Below are 15,287 nucleotides of genomic sequence, written 5' to 3' on the forward strand. Positions count from 1 at the left end.
CTTAGACTCGGTCCCCGGGCACCCCGGGGCGCGCAGCGGGGCGTCAAGCCAATCGGAAGCACGGGAAGAGATGTCGGCACCCAACAAGTCGTACGACCCAGTCGAGGTCGAGGCGCTCAAGCCGGAACGGATCGACGCCGCCCGGGACGAGGCGCTGGCCGCGATCACCGCGGCCGGCAGCCTCGACGCCCTGCGCGAGGTCAGGACCGCCCACGCGGGCGACCGCTCGCCGCTCGCCCTCGCCAACCGCGAGATCGGCGCCCTGCCGCCGCACGCGAAGGCGGACGCGGGCAAGCGCGTCGGCCAGGCCAGGGGCGCGGTCTCCAAGGCGCTCGCCGCCCGCCAGGAGCAGCTGGAGCAGGAGCGCGACGAGCGCGTGCTCGTGGAGGAGGCGGTGGACGTCACCCTCCCCTGGGACCGCGTGCCCGCCGGGGCGAGGCACCCGCTCACCACGCTGTCGGAGCGCGTCGAGGACATCTTCGTCGCCATGGGGTACGAGGTCGCGGAGGGCCCCGAGGTCGAGGCCGACTGGTTCAACTTCGACGCCCTCAACATCGGCCCCGACCACCCGGCCAGGACGACGCACGACACGTTCTTCGTCGCCGGCGACCGCGAGGACACCCCCGCCGACGGCTCGGGACTCGTCCTGCGCACGCACACCTCGCCGGTGCAGATCCGCTCCATGCTGACGCGCGAGCCGCCGCTGTACGTGGTCTGCCCCGGCCGCGTCTACCGCACCGACGAGCTGGACGCCACGCACACCCCCGTGTTCAACCAGGTCGAGCTGATCGCCATCGACGAGGGCCTGACCATGTCGGACCTCAAGGGCACGCTCGACCACATGGTGCAGTCGCTCTTCGGCCCCGGCATGCACACACGGCTGCGCCCGAACTACTTCCCCTTCACCGAGCCGTCCGCCGAGATGGACATGGTGTGCTTCCGCTGCCGCGGCGCGTCCGTGGGCAACCCGGACCGGCCCTGCCGCACCTGTTCCAGCGAGGGCTGGATCGAACTGGGCGGCTGCGGCGTGATGAACCCGCGCGTCCTGATCGCCTGCGGCATCGACCCGGAGAAGTACAGCGGTTTCGCGGCCGGCTTCGGCCTGGAGCGGATGCTGATGTTCCGGCACAACATCGTGGACATGCGAGACATGATCGAGGGTGACGTCCGGTTCACCCGGCCGTTCGGGATGGAGATCTGATGCGCGCCCCGCTCTCCTGGCTGCGCGAGTACGTGGACCTGCCGGAGGGGACGTCGGGCCGCGACGTCGCCACCCGGCTCATCGCGGCCGGCCTTGAGGTCGAGACGGTCGAGCGGCTCGGCGACGACATCACGGGACCGCTCGTCGTCGGCCGCGTCCTGGCGATCGAGGAACTCACCGGCTTCAAGAAGCCGATCCGCTGGTGCCAGGTCGACGTCGGCGCCGCCAACGGCACGGGCGAGCCCCAGAACATCGTCTGCGGCGCCACCAACTTCCGCCCCGGCGACCACGTCGTCGTCATCCTCCCCGGCGGCGTCCTGCCCGGCGGCTTCGAGATCTCCGCCCGCAAGACCTACGGCAAGGTCTCCGAGGGCATGATCTGCTCCGCCCGCGAACTGGGCCTCGGCGACGACCACGACGGCATCGTCGTCCTCCCGCCGGGACACGAGCCCGGCACCGACGCCATCGCCCTGCTGGAACTGGTGGACGAGGTCCTCGACATCGCCGTCACCCCCGACCGCGGCTACTGCCTGTCGATGCGCGGCCTCGCCCGCGAGGCGGCCACCGCGTACGGCCTGCCGCTGCGCGACCCGGCGCTGCTCGACGTCCCCGCGCCCAACGCCGACGGCTACCCGGCGCGCGTCGAGGACCAGGAGGCGTGCGACCGCCTCGTCGTCCGCCGCGTCACCGGCCTGCGCCCCGACGCGGTGTCCCCGGTGTGGCTCACCCGCCGCCTCCAGAAGGCCGGGATGCGCCCCATCTCCCTGGCCGTGGACATCACCAACTACGTGATGCTGGAGATCGGGCAGCCCCTCCACGCCTACGACCACGCCCGCCTCTCCGGGCCCGTCGGCGTCCGGCGCGCCACGGCGGGCGAGCGGCTGACGACGCTCGACGACGTCAAGCGCGTCCTCGACCCCGAGGACCTCGTCATCACCGACGACACCGGCCCGGTCGCCCTCGCCGGCGTCATGGGCGGCGCCGACACGGAGATCGCCGACACCACCGAGCAGCCGCTGGTCGGCGCGCCCGAGGGCACCACGGAGATCGTCCTGGAGGCCGCGCACTTCGCCCAGGTCCCCATCGCGGGCTCGGCCCGCCGCCACAAGCTGGCCAGCGAGGCGTCCCGCCGCTTCGAGCGCGGCGTGGACCCCGAGGCCGCGCCCGCCGCCGCCCAGCGCGCGGTGGACCTGCTGGTGCTCCTCGGCGGCGGCACGGCGCACCCGGGCGTCACGGAGATCGGCGGCGCGGTCCCCGCCGAGCCCGTCACCATCCCCGCCGGCCACCCCGACCGGGTGGCCGGGGTCGCCTACGGGCGGGAGACCGTCGTCCGCCGCCTCCAGCAGGTCGGCTGCTCGGTCACCGGCGGCGACGTGCTGACCGTCACCCCGCCCAGCTGGCGGCCCGACCTCACCGACCCCAACGACCTCGCCGAGGAGGTCATCAGGCTGGAGGGCTACGCGTCCCTCCCGTCGCGGCTGCCGAGGCCCCCGGCCGGGCGCGGCCTGACGGAGCGGCAGCGGCTCCACCGCAGGACCGGCCGGGCCCTCGCGGGCGCCGGGTTCGTCGAGGCGCCGAACTACCCGTTCACCGGCCCCGCGCAGTACGACGCGCTCGGCCTGCCCGCCGACGACCCGCGCCGCCGCACCGTCCGCCTCGTCAACCCGCTGGACGACACCGAGGGCGGCCTGCGCACCACGCTGCTGCCCGGCCTCCTGGAGGCCCTGCGCCGCAACCACGGGCGCGGCGCGCAGGACCTCGCCCTCTTCGAGACCGGCCTGGTCTTCCTGGCGACCGGCGACGAGCCCGCCGCGTTCCGCCCGGCCGTGACCGCCCGGCCGACGGACGAGGAGATCGCCGCGCTGAACGCCGCGCTGCCCCGGCAGCCGCGGCATGTCGCCGCCGTCCTCGCCGGGGTGCGCGAGCAGCAGGGCTGGTGGGGCGGCGGACGCCCGGCCGGCTGGTCCGACGCGGTCGAGGCCGCCCGTACGGTCGCCCGCGCCGCGGGCGCCGACCTGCGCGTGGAGAACGCGCGGTACGCCCCCTGGCACCCCGGCCGCTGCGCCGTGCTCTCGGTGGTCCTGGACGGCGAGCGCACGGTCGTCGGCCACGCGGGCGAGCTGCACCCGCGCGTCGTGAAGGCCCTCGGCCTCCCGGCCCGCACCTGCGCGATGGAGGCCGACCTCGACCTGCTCGAACGGGCCGGGGCCGGGGTCGTGGAGGCGCCGCGGATCTCGTCGTTCCCGGTGGCCACGCAGGACGTCGCGCTGGTCGTGGACGCCGCCGTGCCGGCCGCCGAGGTCGAGGCGGCGCTGCGGGCGGGCGCGGGCGGGCTGCTGGAATCGCTGCGCCTGTTCGACGTCTTCACCGGCGAGCAGCTGGGCGAGGGCCGCAAGTCCCTGGCGTACGCGCTGCGTTTCCGCGCCCCCGACCGCACGCTCACGGCGGACGAGCTGACCGCCGCGCGCGAGGCCGCCGTCGCGGCCGCGGCCGAGCGGACGGGGGCGGGCCTGCGCGCCTGACCCCGCCGCCGTACGCCCCTTCCGCCGCCCCGCCGGGCCCAGTTCCCGGCGGGGCGGCGGCTTCATGCCCGCCTGGGCGCTGAGCGGGTGACCGGGGAACCGTCACCCGGGCGCGGACCTGTGAGGGCCGTCACCGACACGTACGTCCTCGGGAAGAGGCGCGAGAAGCGCGGACCCGAGGCGAGTGCCGCATGGGATCGGGGCGTCCGGCCCTCCGGGGGAACGGAGCGCCAGCCGCCGGCGTCTCGTGGCGGCCCTGTACCGGGACGCCGCGTCTCGAATTAGAGTGGCCCCCGTGGCCCCGCCGCACGGGCCACACGTGACCGTTCACCGCGCGTACCGGAGGGTTCGTCCATGACCGAGTCCCGCACCATCCTCGTCACCGGGGCCACCGACGGCCTCGGCCGGGCCCTGGCGCTCGACCTCGCGGCCGGCGGCGAGGCGCTGATCCTCCACGGACGGGACCGGGCCAGGCTCGACCGGCTCGCGGCGGAGGTCGCCGGCCTCGGCGCGCCTGCCCCCCGTACGGTGCTGGCCGACCTCGGTGACCTCGCCCAGGTGCGCCGCATGGCCGCCGAGGTACGGGACACGGCGGACCGGCTCGACGTCCTGGTGAACAACGCGGGCATCGGCGGCGGCGAGCCCGACGGCGTCACCCGCCGCACCAGCGCGGACGGCCACGAACTGCGCTTCGCCGTCAACCACCTCGCCGGTTTCCTCCTCACCCTCGAACTCCTCCCGCTGCTGCGCGCCTCGGCCCCCGCGCGGGTCGTGTTCGTCGCCTCCCTCGGGCAGCAGGCGATCGACTTCGACGACCTGATGCTGACCCGCGGCTACGAGGGCGCGCGCGCCTACCGGCAGAGCAAGCTCGCCCAGGTCATGACGGCCTTCCACCTGGCGGAACGCGTCCCCGCCGACGAGGTGACGTTCACCAGCCTGCACCCCGGCACCTACATGCCGACCAAGCTCGTCCGCGACTGGATCGGCCGCAGCGTGGACACCGTCGGGACGGGCGTGGCCGCCACCCGCCGCCTCGTCGTCGGCGACGAAGTCGCGGGCGTGACCGGCCGGTTCTTCGACCGCACCGAGGAGGCGCGGGCGGACGAGCAGGCGTACGACCCGGCGGCGCGCGCACTGCTGTGGGAACGGAGCCTCCGCCTGACCGGCGCGCCGCAGCTCGTCGAGGGCCGGTGCCGGTGACGGTGACGGACGTGCGCGCCTATCCGGTGGTGTGCAGGGTGATCGCCCCGTTGTCGGTGCTCGCTGTGATGGTGCGAGGGCTGTGCGGGTCCTCCGGTACGTCGGTGCGTATGTCGCCGCTGTCTGTCGTGGTGGTGACCTTGTAGGTGGTGTCGTCCGGCACCTCGATGCTCACGGCGCCGTTGTCCGTCGCGGTTTCCACCCGCTCGGGGGCGGTGATGAAGGAGAGCTGGACGCGCCCGCTCTCCGAACGGGCGTCGACGCGGCCGGAGGTGAGGCCGGTGGCGCGCAGCTCTCCGTTCTCGGTGCTCAGGGTGAGCCCGCCGGCGGCGTCCTCGACGCTGATCGCGCCGTTGTCGGTGCGGATCTCCAGCGCCGAGTCGAAGCCGGTGGCGGTGATCTTCCCGTTGTCGCCCTCGACGGCAAGGGCCAGGTTCCGGGGCACGAGCACCTCGTACCGGACGTCGCACTGGCCGAGGAGACCGCAGTCGGTGGCCAGGGTGAGGGTGTCGTCCTCGAACTCCCAGGTCGCCTCGGGCCCGGTGCCGATCAGGGACCGGCCGGAGAAGCGGCGGGTCACCTCGATCTGCGCGGTGTCGGCGGGGCGTATGTCGAGGTCGCCGTTGCTCTTGGAGATGGTGAGCCGGTCGCCGGCGGGCTCGAAGCTCCGCTGCTCGGGTTCGGCGTCGTCCGCGGAGGGCGCGCACCCTGTCAGGAAGGCCAGTGCCAGCAGGGGGACCGCCACGAGGGCGGCTTTGGCCGTGAGCGAGGTACGGGGAGTGCTTCTCGGCATGGTGATGCGGTCTTTCCAGGAGTGGGGTGCCGGGGGCGGTGGCGTCACCGGTGGAGTTCTTCCAGCTCGTGTGCGGCCAAGGCGCGGTCCGGCCGGGCCGGTGTGAGCCGGGCGCCCTCGACGTCGAGGTCGGGCAGGAGCCGGTCGAGCCGGCGGGGCAGCCACCAGGCGCGTGTGCCCAGCAGCGCGAGAACGGCCGGTACCAGGGTCATCCGGACGAGGAAGGCGTCGACGGCGATGCCGGCCGCGAGGCCGAAGGCGATCGGTTTGAGGGTGAGGTCCTCGGTGGTCATGAAGCCCGCGAAGACGGAGAACATGATGAGGGCCGCGGCGGTGACGACCCGCGCGGCGTGCCGCGAGCCGGCGACCACGGCCTGGCGGGGCCGGGCGGTGTGGACGAAGTCCTCGCGCATGCGTGAGACGAGGAAGACCTCGTAGTCCATCGCCAGGCCGAACAGGACCGCGAGCAGGACGATCGGCATGAAGCTGAACACGGGCCCGGTGGTCGGCACGCCGAGCGGGCCGGCGAGCCAGCCCCACTGGAAGACGGCGACGACGGCGCCGAACGCCGCGCCGACGGAGAGCAGGAACCCGGCGGCGGCCTTGACCGGTACGACGATCGAGCGGAAGACCAGCAGCAGGAGGATCAGCGCGAGTGAGACGACGACGGCGGCGAACGGCAGCAGCGAGGAGCTGAGCCGGTCGGACACATCGATCGCCGCGGCGGTCGAGCCGGTGACCAGGACGCGTGCACCGGTCGCCGCGGCGAGTCCGGGGGTGACGGCGCGGATGTCGCGGACCAGCTGCTCGGTGCGCTCGTCCCGCGGTCCGTCCTCCGGGACGACGGTCAGGATCGCCGTGCGGCCGTCCGTGCCGGGCTGGGGCGGGCTGACGGACACGACGCCGGGCAGGCGCAGCCCGCCGGCCACCTCGGTGGCCGCCTGCTGCGGGTCGCCGTCCGCGCTCTGGACGAGCACGAGCAGCCTGCCGTTGTGGCCGGGGCCGAACGCGTCGGCTATGTGGTCGTAGGCTTTGCGCTGGGTCGAGTCGGGAGCCGCGGTGCCGTTGTCCGGCATGGCCAGGGTGAGTCGGGATGCAGGGACGGCGACCACGCCGAGGCCCAGGACGACGGTCAGCACGGTGGCGAGCGGGCGGCGGGTGACCAGCCGCGCCCACCGGTCGCCGCCGTTGCGGCGCCCGGCCGCCACGGCACGCTCCCGCCGCCCGGCCCGCGTGCCCGCCTTGGGCCGGAGGCGTTCTCCGGCGAAGCCGAGCAGGGCCGGCAGCAGCGTGACCGCCGCCGCCACGGCCATCACCACGGCCGCCGCGGCGGCCAGTCCCATGACGGTCAGGAACGGGATGCCGACCACGCTCAGCCCGGCCAGCGCGATGATCACCGTCAGGCCGGCGAAGACCACGGCGCTTCCCGCCGTGGCCGTGGCCCGGCCCGCGGACTCCTCGGGGTCCATCCCGGCAGCGAGCTGGGTGCGGTGGCGGGAGAGGATGAACAGCGCGTAGTCGATGCCGACCGCGAGGCCGACCATCAGGGCGAGGCTCGGTGCGGTGGACGACACGGTGGCGACGTTGGACACCAGCATCAGGCCGAGCAGCCCGACGACGAGTCCGGCGAGCGCGGTCAGCAGCGTCAGCCCGGCGGCCAGGATCGACCCGAAGGTGAGGACGAGGACGACGACGGCGACCGTGACGCCGAGCACCTCCGTGGCCGTCACGGGCACTCCGGCGGTGCTGTAGACGGTGCCGCCGACTTCGACCTGGAGGCCGCCCGACCGCGCCGCGTCGGCGAGGTTCTCCAGCGCGGCGACGCTGTCGTCGTGCAGGGCGTCGCGCTTGACCGGGTAGAGCACCTGGGCGAGTGCGGTACGCCGGTCGGACGAGACGGTCCCCGCCTGGAACGGGTCGACCGCGTCCTCGGCCTGCGGTGCCGTCGCGGCGCCGCGTACCGTGCGCTCGATGACGGCACGTACGGGCGGATCGTCGACGGTCGAGCCCTCGGGGGCGACGAAGACGATCTGCGCGGTCACCCCGGTGGCCGAGGGCAGGGCGTCCTCCAGTACGTCGATGCCCTCCTGCGCCTGGGAGCCGGGGATGGTGGCCTCGCTGTCGAGATGTGAGCCGTACGCCGCGAAGGCGCCGCCGGCCAGGGCTGTCAGCAGCAGCCATGCGGCGAGGAAACGCCCGCGGCGGCGGAACGCTGCCCGGCCGAGCGAGTAGAGCACGGTGGCCATCTGGGGTCCTGTTCAGTCGTTCGGGGGCAGGGCCAGTAGCCCGGCGATGACGGTGGAGAGGGCTTCTTCGACGACATCCGTGCCGATCGCCTCGGGATCGGCGCCGTGCTCCATCACCAGTCCGTTGGTCAGGCAGTGCAGGATCAGCCCGGCCAGCTCGGGCCTGACCGCGGTCGGCGTGCCGCCGCCCTCGACGACCTCGGCGAACACCTGACCCGCTGCCGCGCGCTGCGCGCGCCGGAGCGGCGTGACCACGGCCCGGGTCTCTTCGTCGCGGGCGGCGCGGGCGGCGAACTCAAGCCCGAGCTGCCCCCGTCCGGTGTCGCCGACGACCCGCTGCGCGACCAGCCGGGCGGCCCTGGCAGCGGCCGCCGCCGGGTCGCCGGCGTTGCGGATCTCGGCCGTCACGGCGGCGAGTTCGGTATCGGCGCGCTCGCCGAGGAGGGCACCGAAGAGGGCCTGCTTGCTGCCGAAGTTCGAGTAGACGGCGCCCTTGGTGAAGCCGGCGGCGCGGGCGATGTCCTCCAGCCGGCTGTCGGCGTAACCGCGCTCGGCGAAGACCCGCGCGGCCGCCGTCAGCAGCCGGCGCCGCACCTCCTCGCGTGGGGTGCGTGGAGTCGGCTCGGGCGGCTGGCGCTCCGTGTCAGTCATGCCGCCCAACGTAGCATACCCATGGGTATCCAGTACCCGTGGGTATCGAGATGGTGTGACGGCCCCGTCCGTCAGTCGTCACCGGCCGCGGCCCCGTGAGCACACCGGTGTGCAGGTGACGACCGGCGATCGGCCGAAGGACTCGCCACGACTCGCTCCGCGGCCGGCCGGCCAAGGTGGCTCATCCGAAACTCACCGGTGCCGAGCCACGGTGGGGTGTGAGCGCTTGCGCGAGACGGTCGAACGCTCCGCTCCGGCCGGACGGCCGGCACCGCCTCGGCCGCGCCTTCGGAGGCCGGCGGGCCGACCGGGCATCCGCCTGCCGCGTCCGCGCCGCGAGGGTCGGAACGGGCGGCCCGGAGCGCGGCTTCCCAAGCCGGCTGTGCCGGGTCGTCGGGTCAGTTGACGGGACCTGCAAAGGCCGTCCCGATCGCGAACGACCACACCGCCCGGCCCGTGATGCGACTGGCTCCCCGCGGGGTCCCCGCGCCTGGATCGTGTCGTTCGGATCGTGGCGGATCGGTCCGCGTCGTCGGACGCCGTGCGTCGCGAGGCACCGGATCGCCACGCGTGCCGGGCGTACCCGGGCGAGTGCGGTGACGCGGCGAGGTGCGGTGGCCGGCGGCGCGTGCCAGGCACGATCCGCACGACACGGCCTCTAGGTGCCCGGCTCGGGGAGGGGGCGCGCGGTGCGGCGGGTGGTGAGCGGGCGCATCAGGTCGCCGTACGCCGCCAGCCTGCCCGGCAGGTCGGGCAGGCGGATGTCGAGGTCTGCCGGGTCCGCGCACTCCGCGACCTCCTCCCAGGTCACGGGCGCGGACACGGTCGCCGCCGCGCGCGCCCTGAGCGTGTAGGGGGCGGCGGTCGTCTTCCGCGCCGCGTTCTGGCTGTGGTCGATGAAGACCCTCCCCGGCCGCTCCTGCCTGGCCATGACGGCGATGGCCAGGCCGGGCAGTCCCGCCGTGGCCTCGACGGCTACGGTCTTCGCGTACGCCGAGGCGCGCTCCGACGGCGCGGGCCGCAGCGGGCACAGCAGGTGCAGGCCCTTCGACCCCGATGTCTTCGGGTACGCGGCCAGGCCGTCCGCCGCGAGCCGTTCCCGCAGCCACAGCGCGACGCGGCAGCAGTCCACGACGGTCGCGGGGGCGCCCGGGTCCAGGTCGAAGACCAGGCGGTCCGCGACACCGGGCGTGGACGCGCGCCACTGGGGCGTGTGCAGCTCGGCGACCATGTTCGCCACCCACACCAGGCTGGGCAGGTCCTGCACCATCACCTGCCGCAGCGTGCCGCCGCCGGAACGGGGGACGTCCGTGGTGTTCACCCAGTCGGGGGTGCCGGGCGGGACGTTCTTGGTGAAGAAACGCTGCCCCTCCGGGCCGTCCGGATAGCGCAGGAGGCTCAGCGGCCGGTCCCTGAGGTGGGGGAGGAGGACGGCGCCGTGCGAGGCGTAGTGGTGCAGCACCTCGCCCTTGGTGGTGCCGTCCGGGTAGAGCACCTTGTCCAGGTGGGACAGCGGCAGACGGCGACCCTCGACCGTGACGACAGGCATACCCTGAGACTGGCACGAAAGGGGCGAATGTTGCGCACCATATGGAAGGGTTCGATTTCCTTCGGGCTGGTCACCATCCCCGTCAAGGTCGTCAGCGCCACCGAGAACCACTCCGTCTCGTTCCGCCAGATCCACACCGCCGACGAGGGCCGCATCCGGTACCGCAAGGTGTGCGAACTCGACGGCGAGGAGGTCTCGGGCGACGAGATCGGCAAGGGGTTCGTCACGGCGGACGGCTCGCTCGTCCAGCTCACGGACGACGACCTGGCCCTGCTGCCCCTGCCCAGTGCGCGGACGGTGGAGATCCTCGGCTTCGTCCCCGTCAGCACCATCGACCCCTACCAGCTCGACAAGTCGTACTACCTGACGGCCGACACGGGCGCGGCCAAGCCTTACGTGCTCCTGCGCGAGGCGCTGCGCCGCGCGGACAAGGGGGCCATCGCCAAGCTGGCGATGCGCGGGCGGGAGACGCTCGCCCTGGTCAGGGCGCTCGACGAGGACGTCCTCGGCATGCACACGCTCCTGTGGCCCGACGAGATCCGCTCCGCGTCCGGCCTCGCGCCCACCGAACGGGTCACCGTCCGCGACGCCGAGCTGGACCTCGCCGACACACTGATGGACACCCTCGGCGAAGTCGACATGGCCGACCTGCACGACGAGTACCGCGAGGCCGTCGAGACGCTCGCCGACGCCAAGCTCGCCGGGGTCGAGCCCGAGCAGGCCAAGGAGGCCGAGGGCGGGGGCGGCAAGGTCGTGGACCTCATGGCGGCGCTGGAGGACAGCGTCCGCAAGGCGCGCGCCGGGCGCGGCGAGGAGGAGGGCGCCGAGGGCGGGGACGCGACCGTGCACCCCATCAAGGGCGAGGGCGGGGCGGGGGAGAAGCCCGCCCGCAAGCGCGCCCCGGCGAAGAAGGCGGCCGCCAGGAAGACGGCGGGCGGGAAGGGCGCGGCGAAGAAGAGCACGGGCAAGAAGGCGGCCCCGGCGAGGAGCGCGGAGAAGAAGACGGCGCAGAAGAAGACCGCCACCCGCAAACGGGCCTCCTGACCCGGCCCGCCCGGCTGTGAACGGCTGGTCCGGGCGGCGGGCCGGGACCGGCCGCCCAGGACGCACGACCCGGGGCCGTTCGCCGTGGCGAGCAGCCCCGCTGCGGCGCTCGCGAGGTACCGGTCAGCACGGCATCGTCCCGGAGGACGCCCTTCCCCCGGCGACGCTCCGCACCGGCGGGGGCCTACGCCCTATCGACGTCACGACGCTCGTCCTGCCGGGCGGACGCAGCGCCCCCCACCAGGCCCGGCAGGCCGCCGACCGCCCCGGCCGCCTCAGGCGTACGCGTAGAACCCCGCGCCCGACTTCCGGCCCAGGTGGCCCGCGGCGACCATCCGCAGCAGCAGCGGCGGAGGCGCGTACAACGGCTCCTTGTGCTCCTGGTACATCGACTCGGCGATGGAGGCGACCGTGTCGAGACCGATCAGGTCCGCCAGCTTCAGCGGCCCCTGCGGGTGCGCGCAGCCCAGCTCCATCCCGCGGTCGATGTCGTCGCGGCCCGCCGCGCCCGACTCGAACATCCGGATCGCCGACAGCAGGTACGGCACCAGCAGCCCGTTCACCACGAACCCCGACCGGTCCTGGGCGCGGATCGCGTGCTTGCCCAGCACCTCCGTCACGAGCCGCTCGGCCCGCGCCACCGTCTCCTCGGCCGTCGTGAGCGCGGGCACCAGCTCGACCAGCCGCTGCACCTGCGCCGGGTTGAAGAAGTGGATGCCGAGCACCTGTGCGGGACGGCTCGTCGCCACCGCCAGGTTGACCAGCGGGATCGCCGACGTGTTCGACGCGAGGATGGCGTCAGGACGGGTCACCACCTGGTCGAGCAGGTGGAAGATCTCCGTCTTGACCTGCTCGTTCTCCACCACCGCCTCGATCACCAGATCGCGGTCGGCGAACTCGCCCAGATCCGTCGTGAACGACAGCCGCTCCAGCGCCGCGTCACGCTCCGCCGCCGTCACCTTGCCGCGCTCGACGGCGCGGTCCAGCGAGTTGACCAGGCGCGTGCGGCCCAGTTCCAGCGCCTCGCCGGTCGTCTCCGCCACGCGGACGTCGAGACCCGCCCGCGCGCACACCTCCGCGATGCCCGCGCCCATCTGGCCGCAGCCGACGACGCCGACGCGTCCGATGCCGTTCCCCAGGCCGTCCACTCGCGTGCCCCTTCGCTGGTCGTCCCCTCGGTCATGTGCAGGACGACCGTACCCCCGCCGCGACGGCGGGCGGACCCGGGGCGTCGCCGGGCCCGTCCGCCGCCGGGTGTCAGGACGTGGCGCAGGGGGCGCCGTCCACCGTGAACGAGGCGGGCGCCTGGTTGTCGCCCGACCAGCTGCCGAGGAAGCCGACGGTCGCCGAACCGCCCGGCGGCAGCGTCGCGTTCCAGGCGGCCGGGGAGACCGTCACGGTCGTCCCCGACTGGGTGAACGCCCCGTTCCACAGCTGGCTGACGCGCTGGCCCGCCGGGAAGTCCCAGGCCAGCGCCCAGCCGGTGAGCGGGTCTGCACCGGTGTTCGTCAGCCTGACCTCGCCCTGGAAGCCGCCCGACCACTGCCCCGTGACCCGGTACGCGACCGAGCAGCCACCCGGCTCACCCGGCTCACCCGGCTCACCCGGGCCGCCCGGCTCCTCGGGACCGCCGCCGCCGTCCCCGCTGTCGCCGTAGACGACACCCCGGCCGTTCGTGCTCAGGTACACCCGGCCGAAGACCTTCGGGTCACCCGTGATCGCCGCGCCGGTCCAGGCCCACTGGTGCTCGTCGTCGTTGATCCGCAGCCAGGTCGCCCCGGCGTCCGTCGACCGGTAGACGCCGCGCACGCCGCCGGCCACGCCGCTGCTGTACAGCGTCTGGTACGCCGCGCCGTCCGCCGCCCGGCCGAAGCCGATCGTGTCGGCGTCGATGCCGGGCACCTCCGTGAACGTCGCGCCCGCGTCCGTCGAACGCCACAGCCCGCCCTCCGCGCCGGCCAGCCACACGTGGCCCTGCCTCCCGGGCACCGTCGCGAAGTAGCCGCCCTCGTCCGGCAGCGCCGCCGGGGACGCCGTGAACGACGCGCCGCCGTCCGTGCTCACCCAGAACGTGCCGTCCGCCCAGCCGTAGAAGACGTCCGGGTCCACCCGGTCCGCCTCCACGCGCGCGCCCGCCGGGATGCCGCGCGAGGCGGTCCACGACGTCCCGTAGCCCACCGAGTAGTGCACCCCGGCGCCCTCCGGGCTCCACACGAAACGGCTCGCGTCCGCGGCCGCCGCGACCGTCCCGCCGTGCGCCCCGGCCGGGGCCGTGCCCTGGAACCAGTTCGCGCCGCCGTCCGTCGAGAACGCGACGGTCGGCGCCGTGCCCTCGCCGACGTGGTCGCCGACGCGCACCACCGCGTCCGGGCTCAGCTCCGCGAAGTCCAGGCTCGTCGTGGTCCCGAACGACGGGAACGCCCGCGCCGGCACCTCCTCGACGTCCGTGTGCCGGAAGCCCCCGATGTCCCCGAGGCCGCTCAGCACCTCCGCGCCGCTCGGCGGGCTCGCCAGGTCGAGGACGGCCGTCTCCTCCAGGCCGTCCACCACCGGGCGGATCGTCAGCGTCTCGTCGCGGTCCCAGGCCGTCAGGTCCGTCGTCCCGAAGAGCGTCGCGCCCGTGCCGTACAGCATCCGGTCGGAGTCGAACGGGTCGATCTCCAGGCCCTCCGTCATCCAGCCGAGCTTCGGCGCCTCCTCGGGCGGCTGCGGCTGCGCGCCCATGTCGAGCCAGGGGACCTCGGAGATGTCGATCTCGTAGCGCTTGCCGCGGTCCGGGTAGCTCGTGAACTCCCACGCGCGCGTCCACGTGTCGCCGCCGTCGCGCGAGCGGAAGAACTGCGTGTCGGGCCACCACGAGCTGTACGCGCTGACCATCAGCGTGCCGGGCGCGCCGCGGTCCACGCTCAGGCCGCTGAAGCCGAAGTACCGGTCGCCGCCCGCGGGGACGGGGGAGATGTCGGTCCACGCGCCGGTCGCGGTGTCGAGGCGCCAGACCTCGCCGTCCGCGCCGCCGTACGGGCCCGCGTCGTCGCTCGTCGCCACGTACAGGTCGCCCGTCGCCTCGTCCAGGACGCCCTTGTGCGGCAGGAAGCCGGTGGGCTGGCCGGGGACCGCCTCCCAGGTCGCGCCCGCGTCGGTGGAGCGGTAGATGCTCTCCTGGAGGTCGGCGACGCCCGCGTAGAGCGTCGGCGTCGGGCTGCCCGCCGTGCCCGACGCGGGGTCGAACGTCACCCAGGCCACGCCGACGAGGGCGCTCTCGTACCCGGACGCGTCCGCCGGATCGGGCGCGTAGTCACCGGGGTTGGGGAACGAGGCGACCTCCGCCCAGGTGACGCCCGCGTCCGTGCTGCGCCACAGGCCCTCGCCGCTGGGGGCGCCGAGGTAGAGGACGTCGTTGTCGTTCGGGTCCACGACGAGGCGCTCGCCCATGCCGCGGCCCGGCATGTTGCCGCCGAGCTTGAACGGCAGCTCTGTGGTCCGCCAGGTCTCGCCGCGGTCGGCGGACCTGAGGATCGCGCCGTTGCCGGGGTCCCAGTCGTTGGTGTAGCTGCCGACGGCCGCGTAGACGCGGTCGGGGTCCACCGGGTCGGTGGCGACGGAGGCGACGCCGGTGTGGCCCCAGTCGTCCCAGCCGACGTGGTCGAGGAGCGGGATCCACTCCTGGCCGGGCTCGTCCCAGCGGTAGGCGCCGCCGATGTCGGTCCGCGCGTAGACGAGGTCGGGTTCCGACCGGTTGAAGACGACGCCCGGCACGAAACCGCCGCCGCGTATCTGGACGTTGTCCCAGGTGTAGTCGGCGGCGGCCTGGGCGGGGGCGGCCCGTCCGGCGGCCCGCGGCCCGGCCTGGGCCGGGGCGGTACCCGCGGTGAGCAGGCCGCCGGTGAGTGCCGCGGCGGCGATGAGTGCCGCGGCCGGTCTCCCTGTGCGCACGGTTGGTGCTCCTCTCCGGGCGTGGCCGCCCTGCGGCGGCCGTGGCGTGTGGATGGAGGGTGGGGCAGGGTTGTGGGAGCGCTCCCATTCGCGTGTGGCGACGATGCTAGCCGTCGAATGTCGTTCCCATAAGGGGTGTGTCACCGGG

10 protein-coding genes are annotated in these 15,287 nt (G+C 74.3%); 4 read left to right on the forward strand and 6 right to left on the reverse strand.

What is annotated here, in order from left to right; translation table 11 throughout:
- Positions 1-70: 70 nt before the first annotated feature.
- The 3 genes from pheS (at position 71) to ACL02R_RS06535 (ending at position 4,923) form a co-directional block, all read left to right on the forward strand.
- A complete protein-coding gene (gene pheS, locus ACL02R_RS06525) occupies positions 71-1,201 on the forward strand; it encodes a phenylalanine--tRNA ligase subunit alpha (protein ID WP_412795891.1) in 1,131 nt (376 codons plus the stop codon).
- The gene (pheT, locus tag ACL02R_RS06530) at positions 1,201-3,723 is read left to right on the forward strand and encodes a phenylalanine--tRNA ligase subunit beta (RefSeq protein WP_412795892.1); all 2,523 of its coding nucleotides are present in this window, start codon (positions 1,201-1,203) and stop codon (positions 3,721-3,723) included. Before pheS ends, pheT begins: the two co-directional genes overlap by 1 nt.
- Before the next feature lie 354 nt (positions 3,724-4,077).
- On the forward strand, positions 4,078-4,923 hold the full coding sequence (locus ACL02R_RS06535; RefSeq protein ID WP_412795893.1) for an SDR family NAD(P)-dependent oxidoreductase: 846 nt from the start codon (positions 4,078-4,080) through the stop codon (positions 4,921-4,923).
- 19 nt (positions 4,924-4,942) lie between these two features.
- Here the strand turns inward: ACL02R_RS06535 and ACL02R_RS06540 are convergent, their stop codons facing one another.
- From ACL02R_RS06540 to ligD, 4 genes are all read right to left on the reverse strand, one after another.
- Entirely contained in the window at positions 4,943-5,716 is a 774-nt protein-coding gene (locus ACL02R_RS06540; RefSeq protein ID WP_412795894.1) for a DUF4097 family beta strand repeat-containing protein, read from the reverse strand.
- A 44-nt stretch (positions 5,717-5,760) separates the two neighbouring features.
- Positions 5,761-7,962, reverse strand: coding sequence for an MMPL family transporter (locus tag ACL02R_RS06545; RefSeq protein ID WP_412795895.1), 2,202 nt, complete (start codon positions 7,960-7,962; stop codon positions 5,761-5,763).
- 12 nt (positions 7,963-7,974) lie between these two features.
- Positions 7,975-8,613, reverse strand: coding sequence for a TetR/AcrR family transcriptional regulator (locus ACL02R_RS06550; protein ID WP_412795896.1), 639 nt, complete (start codon positions 8,611-8,613; stop codon positions 7,975-7,977).
- Positions 8,614-9,271: 658 nt separating this feature from the next.
- Positions 9,272-10,162 carry a non-homologous end-joining DNA ligase gene (ligD, locus tag ACL02R_RS06555; protein WP_412795897.1) on the reverse strand — a complete coding sequence of 297 codons (891 nt, stop codon included), beginning with the start codon at positions 10,160-10,162 and terminating at the stop codon, positions 9,272-9,274.
- Between the two features lie 30 nt (positions 10,163-10,192).
- On the opposite strand from ligD, the gene ACL02R_RS06560 reads away from it, so the two are divergent.
- Positions 10,193-11,206, forward strand: a complete 1,014-nt coding sequence (locus tag ACL02R_RS06560) for a Ku protein (RefSeq protein ID WP_412795958.1) — start codon at positions 10,193-10,195, stop codon at positions 11,204-11,206.
- A gap of 275 nt (positions 11,207-11,481) precedes the next feature.
- Here ACL02R_RS06560 and ACL02R_RS06565 read toward each other — a convergent pair whose 3' ends face one another.
- Complete coding sequence (locus tag ACL02R_RS06565; protein ID WP_412795898.1) at positions 11,482-12,354, reverse strand: 3-hydroxybutyryl-CoA dehydrogenase; 873 nt, start codon at positions 12,352-12,354, stop codon at positions 11,482-11,484.
- A gap of 109 nt (positions 12,355-12,463) precedes the next feature.
- Positions 12,464-15,139 carry a cellulose binding domain-containing protein gene (locus ACL02R_RS06570; RefSeq protein WP_412795899.1) on the reverse strand — a complete coding sequence of 892 codons (2,676 nt, stop codon included), beginning with the start codon at positions 15,137-15,139 and terminating at the stop codon, positions 12,464-12,466.
- Between the last annotated feature and the right edge of the window lie 148 nt (positions 15,140-15,287).

Origin of the sequence: Streptomyces sp. MS19 (assembly GCF_047200595.1) — a bacterium.
Lineage (GTDB): Bacteria > Actinomycetota > Actinomycetes > Streptomycetales > Streptomycetaceae > Streptomyces.

Coding starts and splice junctions, on each gene's coding strand:
- ACL02R_RS06535 (WP_412795893.1), top strand. CDS start 4,078: ATGACCGAGTCCCGCACCATCCTCGTCACCGGGGCCACCGACGGCCTC.
- ACL02R_RS06550 (WP_412795896.1), bottom strand. CDS start 8,613: ATGACTGACACGGAGCGCCAGCCGCCCGAGCCGACTCCACGCACCCCA.
- ACL02R_RS06545 (WP_412795895.1), bottom strand. CDS start 7,962: ATGGCCACCGTGCTCTACTCGCTCGGCCGGGCAGCGTTCCGCCGCCGC.
- pheT (WP_412795892.1), top strand. CDS start 1,201: ATGCGCGCCCCGCTCTCCTGGCTGCGCGAGTACGTGGACCTGCCGGAG.
- ligD (WP_412795897.1), bottom strand. CDS start 10,162: ATGCCTGTCGTCACGGTCGAGGGTCGCCGTCTGCCGCTGTCCCACCTG.
- pheS (WP_412795891.1), top strand. CDS start 71: ATGTCGGCACCCAACAAGTCGTACGACCCAGTCGAGGTCGAGGCGCTC.
- ACL02R_RS06540 (WP_412795894.1), bottom strand. CDS start 5,716: ATGCCGAGAAGCACTCCCCGTACCTCGCTCACGGCCAAAGCCGCCCTC.